Raw genomic sequence first — 14,691 nt, 5'->3', positions numbered from 1 at the left:
CATTTGCTATGGGAGGGCGGGCAGGCGCCCCGCCGCCCGGGCCGGGTCAGGGCATCTGGTAGCCGGGGGTGGAGGCGGAGATGGCGCGCTCGTCCTCGTTCATGTCCTCGACAATCCCCTCGAAAAGCGGCGTGGACAGGTACCGCTCCCCGGTGTCGGGCAACATGCACAGGATGACCGAGCCTTCCGGCGCGGTCTTGGCGACCTCGTGCGAGATCGCGAAGGTGGAGCCGCCGGAGATCCCCGTCAGGATGCCTTCCTCGGCAGCGAGGCGGCGGGCCCAGGCGATGCCATCGGCCCCGGCCACGGGCAGCAGCGCGTCGTAGAAGCCGTGATCGATGCTCTCTTGCAGGACCTTGGGGATGAAATCGGGCGTCCAGCCCTGGATCGGATGCGGCTCGAAGGCACTGTGACTGACGGCGGGCGCGCCGTTCGGGTCCCGGTCCTGGGCGATGCCGCTGCCGAGCAGTTGTGCATTGGCGGGTTCGGTCAGGATGATCTTCGTCTCGGGCCGCGCCTTGCGCAGCACCCGGCCCAGCCCGGTGACCGTGCCGCCGGTGCCGTAGCCGGTCACGATATAGTCGAGCTTGCGGCCTTCGAAATCGCCGAGGATCTCTTGCGCAGTGGTGTTTTCGTGCATCTCCGCATTGGCCGCGGTTTCGAACTGGCTGGCGAGAAACCAGCCGTTGGCTTCGGCCAGTTCCACCGCCTTGCGATACATCCCGAACCCTTTCTCGGCGCGCGGCGTGAGGACCACTTTCGCCCCGAGAAGGCGCATCAGCTTGCGCCGCTCGATCGAGAAGCTCTCGGCCATGGTGATCACGAGGGGATAGCCCTTCTGCGCGCAGACCATGGCCAGCCCGATGCCGGTATTGCCCGAGGTCGCCTCGACCACCGTCTGGCCGGGCTTCAGTGTCCCGGCGCGCTCGGCGGCCTCGATGATGTTGAGGGCGAGGCGATCCTTGACGGACGCGGCGGGATTGAAGAACTCGGCCTTGACGTACAGGTCCACCCCCTCCGGTGCGAGGTTGTTGATCCGGATGACCGGCGTGTTGCCGACCGTATCGAGCACGGAGTCGTAGGTCTTGCCGTTGCCGGTGGTTCTGCGGATGGGCGGTGTGGCGGTCATGGGTGTCCTCTTTGCAGCTATGCGAAACGGGGCGCTTCGGCGCGCTTCTTGTCCTTGCCACAAAGCGTAGACGCAAAAGGGGGGGCGGGGAAGCGGGCTGCCCGGGTGCGGGCACCCTTGGGGTGGTCACATTTCGTTGCGGCGGGGGCCGGTGGTTTTTGCGGGTATAGCAGCTGAGGAGAGGACGCGGGAATTCGGATTGCCGGGTCATTTCAAAACCTCTCGACGAATCCCTTTTGCCTTTGGATAGTGTGACTTTTGGCCGAGAAGGTATCATGCATATTCAAAGCGCGATTTCGATCCTATTGGCGGTAGCCCTTTTTGCGCCCTCAGCGGCAAAAGCGGGGTTTCACGAAAACCTTCTTGAACAGCTTGGCCGTGAAATCATCGACGAGATGTTTGAAGCCCCCCCTGCGGCGTCTCCGCCTGCGTCGCCGCCGCGCACTGTCGAATCCCCGCAGCGGCAGGAAAATCGGCGTGTGCAGTCCGCGCTCAACGCGTTCGGATTCCCGGCCGGGGTGGTCGATGGGGACCTGGGCCCGCGGTCGCGCGCGGCGATCGGTGCGTACCAGGCCTTCATGGGGTTTCCCGGCACCGGGTTTCTGGACGAGTACCAGAAGGGTGTGCTTTTGAACGCCCATCGCAGGTTGCAGGCCGGCGACGGCGCGGCCTTCCCGAATGTGCTGGCCGCGGAAGGGACCAAGGGGTTGCTAAAGGCGTTCACCCCGACGGTCGGGCCGAGCACCTATCCCGACCCGCAAGTGGCGCAAGGAGGCAGGATCGGCGCGCCCGGGGCCCCGTTCGGTGGACCAGAGGATCTGGGCGTGGTGCCGGACCTGCCGGTTGCGGTGCCGTCCTTGCCGCAGGCCGGGCCGACGGCCACGCGCATGTCCGAGCGGTGCGAGTTCGTGGCCCTGACGACCCGGATCAACCAGGGGCTGATCCAGGCGGATGCGATGCTGGATGCGGACCAGGCGCTGAGCGAGCAGTTTTGCGAGGCGCGCAGTTTTGCCCTTGCGGTGGGCCAGAGCTATGCGGTGCAGATCGGGTTCGAGGAGGCGCAACTCGTGGAGATCTGCACGCGGATCTCGGCGGCGCTTGGGCCGGTGCGTGCCATGATGGCGGGGCAGTCGGCGCAGGCGGTGCAGGCCCGGGTGGTGGAGCTCGGCGCGTCGCTCGGCATGGCGGATCTGCCGAAACTGGCGGCCTATGGCAAGCTCTGCACGGCGCAGGGGTATCGCCTCGATGATGCGGAGATCGCGCTGTCGGGGGCGCTGTTGTCCTTCGCGGCGGGGCAGAGGCCCCATGCGGAGCTTCTGGCGCACCACGCGCGGGAAGGCTTCGGGCTGGCGGCGCAGGGGGCGGCGGCGTTTTCGTGGTACGACATCGCCCTCGATGCCCTGGAGAGGGGCGCGACACCGGCCTTCCTGCCGTCGAAATCCGCCCAGCGGGTCGCGGTCATGCGGGCGGCGATCAAGTCCGGCCAGTTGCAAGCCGATACCGTCGGCGCGGTGCCCATGGTGCCCGCGTCGGGGGGCGCCATTCCGGACCTGCCCTTGCCGCAGTAGCTCCGCGCGGGCGCGGTGCCGGGTCGGGTCCATCCTGCCGGGCGCATCTTTTCGGGCGCGGTTGGGCGCAGGGCAATAAGGCCGGTATTCGTCGCTCCGCGTGTCCCAATGCCGGGATTATGCGTGATTGCGGAAAAAAAGAGCAAAAAAACTGGACGAATCCGGGCCGCGACCGAATACTCTCCTGTAACAGTCCTTTTCGGTTGGAGTTCGGTAATGCATTTCAAGCACGCGATTGCGGTGGCCTGCGCGGTCACACTCACCTCGACCCCCATGGCAAAAGCCGACCTGCACGGCGTGATCGGCGCGATCATCGGTGGTGCGATCATCAACGACATGGCCAGACAGCGCCCCAGCCAGCCAACCCGGCCCAGCGTCAGCTCCGCGCAGCGACAGGAGAATCGCAACGTGCAGACCGCGCTCAATGCGTTCGGCTTCCCGGTCGGGACGGTCGATGGCTCCCTCGGGCCGAAATCGCGCGCCGCCATCGGAAATTACCAGGCGTATATGGGCTTCCAGAGCACCGGGTATCTCGATGATTACCAGAAGGGCGTGCTGCTGGACGGCTACAGCCGGATGCAGGCGGGTGGCGGTTCGGCCTTTCCGAACGTGGTGGCTGCCGAAGGGACCAAGGGCCTGCTGAAGGCGTTCCAGGATCCGAGCTATGCCCAGCGGTTCGGGGCGCCGACCTTCCCCAACCCGCAAGTGCCGCAAGGACAGCAGGTCGCGTCCCCGCAGGCACCGTTCGGGGCGCCGCAGAACTTCGGGGTGCAACCCAACGTGCCCAGCTCTGTGCCGCAGACCACCCGCGTGGTCGCCCCGACCCAGACCCCGACCCCGGCGCCGACGCAGGTCGCCCCCCTAGCGATCCCGCCGCTCGCCCCCATGGGTCAGGTCGCCAAGAGCATGGCGGAGCGCTGCGAACTCGTGACGCTGATGACCCAGACCAACCAGGGCATGGTGCAGGCCGCGGCGATGACCGATGCAGACCAGGCGCTGAGCGAGCAGTTCTGCGAGGCGCGCAGCTTCGCGATTTCCGCCGGACAGAGCTATGCCGCGCAGCTGCGGGTAAGCGACGAGCAACTGACCGCGACCTGTTCGCAGATCTCGGACGCGATGGTGCCAGCCCGTGACCTTGTGAACAGCGCCACGGCCCAGGTGGTGCAGGGCCGCGTGGCGGAGATCAACGCGCAGATCGGGCTGGCCGACACGTCCACCGCCGCGGCCTACGGCCAGCTCTGCACCGGGATCGGGTACCGCCAGGACAATGCGGAGATGGCCCTTTCCGGCGCGCTGCTGTCCTTTGCGGTGGGTGCGCTGCCCTATGCCGAACTGGTCGCGCATCACAAGCGCGAGGGCTTCGGGTTGCAGCCGAACGCGGCAGGCTCGGTGGCGTGGTACGATACGGCGCTCGGCGCCCTGGAACAGGGGGCGACCCCGGCCTTCCTGCCGTCCAAGTCGCCGGAGCGCGTCGCGGTGATGCGGGCTGCGATCAAGTCAGGTCAGCTTCAGGCGCAGCCGGGTGGTGGCCTGCCGCCCCTCGTGCCCGCGGCCGGTGGCGGCATCCCGGCCTTGCCGCTGCCGCAGTGACATGCCCCGGCGGCCCGGGTCGCCGGGCTGCGCAGTCCGGTCCCGTGGTGGCCATGGACAGTACGCAAAGCGCCCCCGCCCGACGCCAGCACGCGCAACAACGGTTGCAGCGCAGCGGTGTGGGTGGTTTGATCGACCGTGGTGTCGGGGCGGAGGGTTTTCCGGTTCGGCCCGCCCCGTTGAGGCCGATGCGGCTAAGCTCGTGGAGGTCATTTTTTTCGAGCGCGTTTTTCTCCGCGTGCAGAGTTCAGGCCCGATTTCCAAGATGATCCTTTCCCGCCCCCCCGACTTGCCCGCGCATCTGCCCCCCGCCCTGTTCCCCTGCAGTACAGGTGCACGACCCAAGCCGGGTTGCGCGCCGTCCACGACTCGCGCCGAAAGCTGTACCCATGGCTGACTATTTCCTCGTCAAGACCCCGCTCACGCTGGAGAACTGCCTGTCACATGACGGCGCGCTGGTTCTCGAACAACATGCCGAATTGCGCGCCATGCTCGAAGCGCGGACGCCGGCGGCGGCGGGTCTGTTTGCCGAGCCCCTGATCAGCCGGGGCAACGACCAGGCGGCGGCGTCGGTGTCGTGGTACGGCGATGTGGATGGCAAGCCGGTGCCCCTGTCGCGGCTCGATTCCGCCTCGCGTGCAGAGGCGCAGGCACGGCTGCAGGCGCAGGTGACGCCGCTCCTGCCGCTGCTGGATGACCCGGAGGTCGGCGCGATGCTGTCGCGGGCGCTCTACACGCTGGAGCCAGGTTCGATCGTGGCGGTCGACGGCACCCCGCTGTTGCTGAACTGGGGGATGTTGCCGGACGGGTTCGAGCGGGACCGCAGCGCGCGGGCCAATCATTTCGCGCAGACCCTGGGGGCGTTCGTGCCGTTCCCGGCCCCGCCGCCCCTTGGCCCGTCCGAAGCGCAGAAGTATCGCGAGGCGATCGCGGCTCCGCGGGCCGCGGCTGGCGACACAGGTCCCGCCCCCGCGACAGGTGCCGCTGCAGCCGCCGCCGCGACCGGCGGGATGGCGGCAGCATCGGCTGCCAAGGCCGCACCACCGCCCCCGTCCTCGCCACCTGCCGAGGCGGAACCGCGCCGGGTGGGGCCGGGGGGCTGGGTGCCCCTGCTGGTGCTGACGGTGCTGGCCGCGGTCGTGCTGCTCTGGCTGTTGCTGCCGGGCACGCGGCTCTTCCCGAACGACCCGTCGGAACAGGCGATCTCGGACGTGGCGGCGGCGGAACTGGCCGAGGAGGTGAACGCCGCCCTGGAGGCGCGTCTGGCCAGCCTGCAGGCGGCGCTGGACGGGGCGCAATGCCGGGCGGATGGCACGTTGCTGATGCCCGACGGGATGACCATCGAGGGCTTGCTGCCGCCCGACCCCCGTGATCCGAACGACCGCGCCGGGGCCATCGTGCCCGCCGATCTCACCCCGATCCTGCCGCCCGATCCCGCGCGGGTGGCGGTGCCGACAGCCACCGGCACGCTGGAGACGGCGAACCTGCTGGCTCTGGTCGATGCGCGCACGGCGCTGGTGATCGCGCAGACGGCGACGGGCACCGGGACCGGGACGGGGTTCTTCGTGGGGCCGGACCTCCTGGTGACGAATTTCCACGTGGTCGAGGGGGCTGCCGCCGACAGCATCTTCGTGACCAACGAGGCGCTGGGCGCCGTGCGCCAGGCGCAGTTGCTCAAGCAGTCGGGACCGTTGCAGGCCACGGGGGCGGATTTCGCCCTGCTGCGCGTGCCCGGGGCGAACCAGCCCGCGTTCGACATTCTGCAGGGCACCGAAAGCCTGCGGCTGCAGGCGGTGATCGCGGCGGGCTATCCGGGGGACATCCTGCGCACCGACGCGCAGTTTTCGCAGTTGCGCGCGGGGGATCTGAGCGCTGTGCCGCAACTGGCGGTCACCGATGGGACGGTCAGTGTCGAGCAGGACATGGCGCCGCGCAACACCCGCGTCGTGGTCCATTCCGCGCCGATTTCCACCGGCAACTCGGGCGGGCCGCTTCTGGACAGTTGCGGGCGTCTGGTGGGGGTGAACACCTTCGTGGTGCAGGGTCCCTTGCGGAACCTGAACTTCGCGCTGGCCAGTCCCGAGCTGCTGGGCTTCCTGCAAGGGACGGGGGCTTTGCCCAATGTGGTTTCCAGCCCGTGCAGGCCGCAGGTCGCGCGCCCGTCGCCGCCGCCCGCCGTGGCGGCCTTGCCCGCGCCCGGGGCACCGGCGGAGGGCATCCCGGCCCTGCCGCTGCCCGGCGCGACGCCCGAGTAGGCGGGCACCATGTTCGAAGCCTTCCTGACCAACACGTCCATCGAGGGGTTGCGCCCGCTCGGGACGGCGCCGCAGCGCTCCTACGAGCTGATCACCGGCACGGTGCGGGCCGAGATCGGCGCGGCGCCGGCGGCCCTTTTTGCCGAGCCGGTGGCGACGCAGTTCGGCGACCGGTTCGACTGGTACGCGGCGGTGGAAGGCAAGGCGCAGCCCTTGGCCGACCTGCCCGAGGAGGACCGCGCACGGGCCGAGGCGACGCTCGCGGAGCAGATCGCGGAGGTCCGCGCGCTTGCGGCGCGCTACGGCAGTGCCGAGAGCGCCGAGGAGCAGCGGCTGGGCGAGGCGCTGGAGAATGCGCTGTCCTATCCCGAGGACGGGGTGTTCGTGGTGTCGGGGCCGGATGGCGCGTTGCAGCCGGTTCTGGTGAACTGGGCCTGGGTGTCGGACAAGCAGGTGGTGGTGGAGGGTTCCTTGCGCGCGCCCGACGTGCGACCCGCGCCGAAGCCCGCCCCACCGCCCGTGGGCACGGGCCCGGCAGGCGCCGCGGGGGCCGCCGCGGCCACGGCGACATCCGCGCGGATCTGGGCCGCGCCCCTCTGGCTGCTGTGGCTCCTGGGGCTGTTGCTGGCCCTGCTGCTGGCGGCGATCGTCTGGCTGATGGTGCCGGCCTGCGGGATCAGGACGCCCTTCACCCTGTCCTATTGCGAGGCGGCGGCCCAGAGCGATGCGACCACCCGGCGCGGGCAGGTCCTGCAGGACCGGATCGCGATTCTGGAGCGGCAGATCGGCATCGCCGACCGGGCCTGCCAGCCCGACCCGAGGGACGGGCTGCCGATCCCGGACCTGCCGGCCCTGGCCCAACGCCCGCCCGAGGCGCTGCCCGATATCGACGCGCGCCGGTCCGAGGCCGGTGCAGAATTGGGCGATCTGACCTTCACCCTGGCCTGGGACGGGCCGGACGACCTCGATCTGTCGGTGACCTGCCCGGCGGGGGTGACGGTCTCCTACCTGCGGCGCGACGCCTGCAACGGGCAACTGGACGTCGACAGCAATGTGGGCGCGCCGGTGGACAAGCCGGTGGAGAACATCTTCTTCACCGGGCCCCAGGGCGGGGTCTACGAGATCCGCGTGCGGATGTATTCCTCGCGCTCCGGGGGGGGCGATACGCCCTTTCAGGTCCAGATCCGCGCGGCCGACAGGGTTGAAAACCTGACCGGGATCGTTTCAGGTCAGAACAGGGACTGGCAGCAGTCCTACAATTACGGGGGGCAGTGATGCTGCAAGACCGCGCCAAGCGGCTGAGACGGCTGGTATCCTTGGGCGACGAGATCACGCTGGTGCCCTATTCCGGCATCCAGATCCTCGATTTCGGGTTCGATATCAACGCGCTGGATATCCGGTCCTTTCGTTTCATCGAACGCCCCGAGGGCGCGGCCGAGGGCCGTCATCGCACGCTCTATCCCCTGACCGGGGAGGCTGAGCGCGATGCGCCGATCCTCGCGGCCACCACGCCGGAGGATGACGAGTATTCCGTCCGGCCCCTCGCCGCACTGGAGCCGTTTCTGGAGAAATGGGTGCCGATCCCGGTGCTGCGGTTGAAAAACCAGCGCGGGGCAGGGGGCGAGGAGCTTTACGATCCCGGCCCGTCCTCCTGGGCGCGGCTGCGGACGGTGGAATTGCCCCAGCCCGATCCGGAGACCGGCCATACCCACCGGGTGCAGATCGCGCTCGACACCGCGCTCAGCGACCAGGACCAGAGCGCCCACTATGTCGCCCCCGAACGCGCCGACAGCGAGAAGCCGCGCGAGTTCCGGCTGGTCTCTGACCCCGGTGCGATGAGCTGGTTCCTGCAGCGGCTGGAGGCGGACGAGGACGGTAATGCGGTCGATCTGCAGCTCTGGGTGTCGGACTGGCTCAAGGAGATGTTCCTCGACTTCAAACGGGCCGAACGCCCCGGGCGATCGATCTCGGAAGAAAACCTGCCGCATATGTTCGAGCATTGGGCGCGCTACCTGTCGTACCTTCAGGTGATTCAGCGCGCCGTGGCCCCGCCCAAGATGCGCTTTGCCAACACCGTCGCGCCGCGCGATGCGGTCGCCCCGGTCGAGGTCGACCTGGTGCTCGACATCGGCAATTCGCGGACTTGCGGCATCCTGATCGAGCGCTTCCCGGGTGAGACGCGGGTCGACCTGACCCGGTCCTTCCCGCTGGAGATCCGCGACCTGTCCCGGCCGGAGTTCCATTATTCGGGCCTGTTCGAGAGCCGGGTGGAGTTCGCCGACCTGCGCTTCGGCGACGAGCGCTACGCGTCGCGGTCGGGCCGGCGCAACGCGTTCATGTGGCCCAGCTTCGTGCGCATGGGGCCCGAAGCCGTGCGGCTCGTGCAGGCCGAGGAGGGGACAGAGACCCTGTCGGGCCTGTCCTCGCCCAAGCGGTACCTTTGGGATGATGACGCGGTGTTGCAGGACTGGCGGTTCCAGAACCACCACGACCCCAACAACCTGCCGCGCCCGGTGCGCGCGGCCATGCGGCACCTGAACGAGGCGGGCGACGTGCTGGCCCAGGTCAAGACTGAGATCGGGCTCAACCTGCGCAAGCCGAAAAAGACCACGCCGCTGACCCCGGCGATCCGGCCGCGGTTCTCGCGCTCCTCGCTTTTCGGATTCATGCTGGCCGAGGTCATTGCCCATGCCATGGTGCAGATCAACGATCCGGCCTCGCGCTCGCGCCGGTCGCAGTCGGACCTGCCGCGGCGGCTCAACCGCGTGATCCTGTCCCTGCCCACGGCGACCTCGGTGCAGGAGCAGGCGATGATCCGGTCGCGGGTCTCGGGCGCGCTGACCCTGGTCAAGGAGATGCTGGGCACCAAGGACGGCACCAGCACCATCGCGGTCGAGGGCAAGCCCGAACTGCTGGTCGATTGGGACGAGGCGAGCTGCACCCAGCTGGTCTATCTTTATTCCGAGCTGACCCAGAAATTCGATGGCCGGATCGACACGTTTCTCGACCTCAAGGGACAGCCACGTCCGGACCCGGCAGGCGGCGAGAGCCCGTCCCTGCGGCTGGCCTGCATCGACGTGGGCGGGGGGACCACGGACCTGATGGTCACCACCTATCGCGGCGAGGACAACCGGGTGCTGCATCCCGAGCAGACCTTCCGCGAAGGGTTCCGCGTGGCGGGCGACGACCTGGTGCACCGGGTGATCAGCGCCATCGTCTTGCCGCGGCTGCAGGATTCCATCGCGCAGGCGGGCGGGCAGTTCGTGGCCGAGCGGATGCGGGAGCTTTTCGGCGGCGATATCGGCGGGCAGGAACAGCAGACCGTGCAACGGCGTCGGCAGTTTTCCATCCGGGTGCTGGTGCCGCTGGCCGAGGCGATCCTGTCGGCCTGCGAGGATGCCGAGGAGGCCGACCGCATCGACATCCCCGTGGCGGATGTGCTGGGCCTCCTGCCCACGCCGGTTGGCGAAGAAGGCGACGAGGAAGGCCACGAAGACGCGTCGCCGCAGGTGACCGACGAGATCCTCGACTATCTCGAAAAACCCGCGACACAGCTGGGTGCCGAGGGCTGGCGGCTTGCGGACATGGTCCTGAGCGCCAGCCGCGAAGACCTCGACGCCATCGCGCGAGAGGTGTTCCAGAAGGTGCTCGGCAACATGTGCGAGGTGATCGACCATCTCGGCTGCGATGTGGTGTTGCTGACGGGCCGTCCCTCTCGGCTGCCGGCGGTGCGCGCCATCGTCGAGGAAATGCTCGTGGTCCCGCCCCATCGCCTGATCTCGATGCACCGCTACAAGACCGGCAACTGGTACCCGTTCCGCGATCCGGTCAGCCAGCGGGTGGGCGATCCGAAATCCACCGTGGCCGTGGGCGGGATGCTGATTGCCCTCTCGGAAAGCCGCATCCCGAACTTCAAGGTCACCACCGGCGCGTTCCAGATGAAATCCACCGCCCGTTTCGTGGGCGAGATGGACACGAACGGCCAGATCCCCGAGGGACGCATTCTGTTTTCCGATATCGATCTGGATGCCAGGAAATCCGCCCAGGATCCCACGGCGATCGTCCGCATGCACTCGCCGGTCTATATCGGCGCGCGCCAGTTGCCGCTGGAGCGCTGGACGACCACGCCGCTCTACCGGCTCGACTTCGCGAATGACAGCATCGCGGGCAAGATCAAGCTGCCGGTGAAGGTCGAACTGGTCCGCGAGGACGACGATTTCGACGAGGCCGAGACCAGCCTGGAAAAACTGCGCGCCGAACGGGTGCGCGAGGTGTTCCGGGTGGATGCGGCCGAGGATGCCGAGGGCACGATGATCAAGAACGACGACGTGGTGCTGTCGCTGCACACGCTCGGGTTCGAGGATGAATACTGGCTCGACACCGGCGTGTTCCGGATCTGAGCCGCGGGAAGGAGAGAGCATGTCCGACGCAAACAGTCTCGCAGAACGCTGCACGCAGGTTGCGGAGCTGTCCGTGGAGGCGCTCGACTGGATCGGGGATGCGGAGAATGCCGACCAGGTGCGCGGGCGGGAGAAGACCCTCGCGCAGCTACTGCGCCAATCCAAGCGGCGGGCGAAGAAGCTGTCGCGCTCGGCCCGCACCCGGATGTCGGTCAGCGTGTTCGGACCGTCCCAGGCCGGCAAGTCCTTCCTGGTGTCTGTGCTGGCGCGGCCGGCGGACGGGCGGCTGACGGCGGATTTCAACGGGCCGGGCGGCAAGCTCGATTATATCAGCGAGATCAACCCCGAGGGCGAGGGCGAGTCGACGGGGCTGGTGACCCGCTTCACCATGTCCAAGGATCCCACGCCCGAGGGGTTCCCGATCAAGCTGACCCTGCTGTCGGAGGCGGATCTGGCGCGCACCATCGCCAATTCGTTCTTCAACGATGGCAGCGACGAGGAACCCGTGCCGGACGCCGCCCAGATGGCCGCCCATTTCGATGCCAATCGCGGCCGGGTCGGGAGCGTGGATGTCCCCGGCATGACCGAGGACGAGGTGTTCGAGATCGGGGATTACTTCGCCGCCAGCTTCGGGCGCGCCGCGGCCAGCTACAAACCATTCTTCGAGGAAGCCGCGGCCATGGCGCCGAAGATGGCCCTGCCCGACCGGGCGGCCTTCCTGTCGATCCTCTGGGGCGGACACGAGGCGTTCACCCGGCTCTATCTGCAACTGGCCGAGGCGCTGGCGCGGATCGACGGTGCGGCGGAGGTGTTCGCCGGGCTCGACGCGCTGACCCCGCGGGAGACCTCGATCATCGACGTGAAGACCCTGCACGGGCTGTTCGACGGGGCGGCGGCGGACACGCTGCAGGTCCGGACCCCGGGAGGCAAGGTCGTGGCCCTGCCGCGGGCGGAGGTTTGCGCGCTGGCCGCGGAGCTGGTCTTCCCGATGGAAACGCAACCCAGCCCGCTTTTTGCCGAGACGGACCTACTGGACTTTCCCGGCGCGCGCAACCGCTTCGAGCAGCCGCTGGCCAAGACGCTGGCCAAGCCCGAGGAAACCGTCAGCCAGCTTTTGCTGCGCGGCAAGGTGGCGTATCTCTTCGACCGCTACGTGGAGAACCAGGAAATCACCTCCATGCTGCTTTGTGTGCCCGACAGCAACATGGAAACGCTCGATCTGCCGGGGCTCGTGGAGAACTGGATCGAGATGACCCATGGTGTGCGTCCCGCCGACCGGGCCGAGACCGACTGCATCCTGTTCTTCGTGATGACCAAGTTCGACAAGCACCTGGGCGAAAGTGCCGCCGGCGGTGGCGAGGCCACCCGGTTCGAGCGGCGCATGGACGCGAGCCTGCTGCAGCCCTTCGGTGGCAAGATCGATGACAGCTGGGTCAACCAGTGGACCCCGAACCAGCCGTTCCAGAACTGCTATTGGCTGCGGAATCCCAACTATTTCGTCGAGGGTCTGATCGAATATGACGAGAACCAGCGCGAGCTGGGCATCCGGGCCGAGAAGCAGGCCCGCGTGGCGGAGCTGAAGGCGGGCTGCCTCGATGCGGCCCCCGTGCAGCGGCATTTCGCGGAGCCGGAGGCGGCCTGGGACGCGGCGCTGACCCTGAACGATGGCGGGGTCGGGTACCTGACCGGGAAGCTGACCAAGGTCTGCAAGCCCGACAGCAAACTGCGCCAGATCAAGACCCAGGCCGAGAAGATCACCCGCGAACTGGAGCTGGAGCTGTCCGGTTTCCATGTCTCGGACGATTTCGAGAAACGCGAGGCCGAGAAGCGGCTGGCGGCGGCGGAAATCATCGACTGTCTTGAGCTGACCCTGTCCAACCACCGGTTCGGGGCGTTTCTGGGCGCGCTCTGCGTCGATCAGGACATGGTGCAGGAGCGGATCGCGCGCGTGCCCAGCTCGATCAGGATCTCCAGTGCGGTGTCGGCCGCCGCGGCCGAGCGGCCCGCCGCCGTGGCCGCCGGTGCGCCCGCCCGCCCCGGCCGTCCCGCGCGGCCCGGACGCCCGGCCCGGCCCGCGGCGGTTGCACCGACCGAGCCTGCCGCGGTGGAAGAGCCTGCAAGCGCGCCGAACATCCGCACCATGACGCCGGAGCAATTCCAGGCCGACACGGCCATCGAGCTGTGGGTCGAGGGGCTCAAACGCTTCCGCGAGGATGCGCGCCTGCTGGAGGCGCTGGCCCTGACGCCTGAAGCCGCCGCCCACCTCGTGACCGAGTTGATCCACGGGCTGCGCCGGACCGGGGTGCGTGACGCCATGATCGCCGATCTCGGCAAGATCGCCTATGGCAACACCGTCGACCGGCAGGCCGCCCCGGCCTCGATCGTCTGTGCGGAGGCGATCAACCGCTTCGTCCATACGCTCGGCGCGGAACGCCTGCCGCCGGAGGCGCGCCCCAAGGTCGAGACCGACACCGGCCCGCGCCCCGTCTTCGCGCCGCGACCCGCCCCGGATCGGTTGGACGGTCTGCCGGAGATCCCGCGCGCCTCGGCCGAAGAGACCTGGACAGACTGGGTGTTCATGCTCGAGGCGCTGTTTGTCGGCAATGCCGGGGACACCGATGCGGGTGAGATCAACCAGGAACAGAACCGCCGCATGGGCCGTATCCTCAAGGGTCTCGCCGGGGAGGCAGCCGCATGATCGCCCTGCGTCCGGACCCCGCCCATCCCCGTGGCGGCTATGCCGAGCTTTCCCTCGATGCTGCCGTCCTCGATGGCGACGCGGCGGCGGTCGAGGTGTTCGACCTTTATGGCGAGCGGTTCCTCGGCCCCGAGGGCTGGCAACCCGAACGCCATGCCTTCGGGCCTTATCCGATAGATCGGGCCGAGGGCAGCGCCCGGATCGTGGTGGGCCCGGAGATCGTCGACAAGCTCGAAGAATTTGCGGCCCTGCGCCTGACCGTGGGCGGCGTGGTGACCGAGCTGAGCTGGCCCGAGCAGATCGTGCATTCCCCAAAGGCCGCGACCTCGGACACGGCGATCAAGGTGGGCGATGCGCCGGCACCTGCCGCCCCCGCGGCCCCGATCCGCATGGCCGAGCCCGAGCCGGAGCCCGAACCGGAACCGGAGCCGACCACCCCCCTGACGGAGCCCGAAGCGGACACGCCCCCGGAGCCCGTAGCGGCCGACACCGACGAGACCGAAGAAAAATCGTCAAAACTGCCGCTTGTCCTGGGCGGTCTGGCGCTGGTCGGGGCGGCGGCGGTGGCTGCCTTCTTCCTGCTGCAACCGGAGGAGGTGGTGGAGACCCCGCCACCGCCCCCCGCGCCTGCGCCCGCCCCGGCGGCCACCGCGCCCGATCCCTGCGCGCCCGCCGAACTGGAGGCCCTGGCCGTCCAGGGTTTCGGCGCGCTCGGCCCGGCCTTGCGCAATTGTGGCGGCGCGGTCAGTGCCGACACTGCGCTGGGGCTGTTGGAAGAGGCCGTGGCGCAGAACGACCCGGCAGCACTGGCATTCTTCGGCACGCTTTACGATGCGGCCCAGACCGACGCGGTGATCGAGGAACAGATCGGCCTGACGCTGGGCGATGATCCCGCGCGGGCCGCGGAATACTATGCCCGCGCGCGGGATGCCGGGTCGGCGGAGGCCGAGGCGCTCTTGTCCTCTGTCTGCCTGACCCTCATGCTGAAGACCGACACCCTCAGCGCCAGCGCGCGCGAAGATTTCTGCGGAAACTGAAAAGGCCAGCCTTG

Annotated in this window: 8 protein-coding genes; 7 read left to right on the top strand and 1 reads right to left on the bottom strand. The window is 68.6% G+C overall.

Going from position 1 to position 14,691, the window contains the following annotated elements:
* Nucleotides 1–46: 46 nt before the first annotated feature.
* Nucleotides 47–1,129, bottom strand: coding sequence for a PLP-dependent cysteine synthase family protein (locus PVW48_RS16720; RefSeq protein ID WP_274582146.1), 1,083 nt, complete (start codon nucleotides 1,127–1,129; stop codon nucleotides 47–49).
* A 479-nt stretch (nucleotides 1,130–1,608) separates the two neighbouring features.
* On the opposite strand from PVW48_RS16720, the gene PVW48_RS16715 reads away from it, so the two are divergent.
* From PVW48_RS16715 to PVW48_RS16685, 7 genes are all read left to right on the top strand, one after another.
* Nucleotides 1,609–2,697, top strand: coding sequence for a peptidoglycan-binding domain-containing protein (locus PVW48_RS16715; protein ID WP_274582145.1), 1,089 nt, complete (start codon nucleotides 1,609–1,611; stop codon nucleotides 2,695–2,697).
* Nucleotides 2,698–2,913: 216 nt separating this feature from the next.
* A complete protein-coding gene (locus PVW48_RS16710) occupies nucleotides 2,914–4,287 on the top strand; it encodes a peptidoglycan-binding domain-containing protein (protein ID WP_274582144.1) in 1,374 nt (457 codons plus the stop codon).
* A gap of 389 nt (nucleotides 4,288–4,676) precedes the next feature.
* Nucleotides 4,677–6,542, top strand: a complete 1,866-nt coding sequence (locus PVW48_RS16705) for a S1 family peptidase (protein ID WP_274582143.1) — start codon at nucleotides 4,677–4,679, stop codon at nucleotides 6,540–6,542.
* Nucleotides 6,543–6,551: 9 nt separating this feature from the next.
* The gene (locus PVW48_RS16700; protein ID WP_274582142.1) at nucleotides 6,552–7,817 is read left to right on the top strand and encodes a hypothetical protein; all 1,266 of its coding nucleotides are present in this window, start codon (nucleotides 6,552–6,554) and stop codon (nucleotides 7,815–7,817) included.
* On the top strand, nucleotides 7,817–10,942 hold the full coding sequence (locus PVW48_RS16695; protein WP_274582141.1) for a virulence factor SrfB: 3,126 nt from the start codon (nucleotides 7,817–7,819) through the stop codon (nucleotides 10,940–10,942). Before PVW48_RS16700 ends, PVW48_RS16695 begins: the two co-directional genes overlap by 1 nt.
* Before the next feature lie 19 nt (nucleotides 10,943–10,961).
* Nucleotides 10,962–13,640, top strand: coding sequence for a putative virulence factor (locus PVW48_RS16690; protein ID WP_274582140.1), 2,679 nt, complete (start codon nucleotides 10,962–10,964; stop codon nucleotides 13,638–13,640).
* A complete protein-coding gene (locus PVW48_RS16685) occupies nucleotides 13,637–14,677 on the top strand; it encodes a hypothetical protein (protein WP_274582139.1) in 1,041 nt (346 codons plus the stop codon). Before PVW48_RS16690 ends, PVW48_RS16685 begins: the two co-directional genes overlap by 4 nt.
* Nucleotides 14,678–14,691 lie beyond the last annotated feature (14 nt).

The sequence above is a fragment of the Dinoroseobacter sp. PD6 genome, from assembly GCF_028807315.1.
Lineage (GTDB): Bacteria > Pseudomonadota > Alphaproteobacteria > Rhodobacterales > Rhodobacteraceae > Dinoroseobacter > Dinoroseobacter shibae.
The sequence above is the reverse complement of the archived record's forward strand: the minus strand, read 5'-3'. Positions and strand labels throughout refer to the sequence as shown.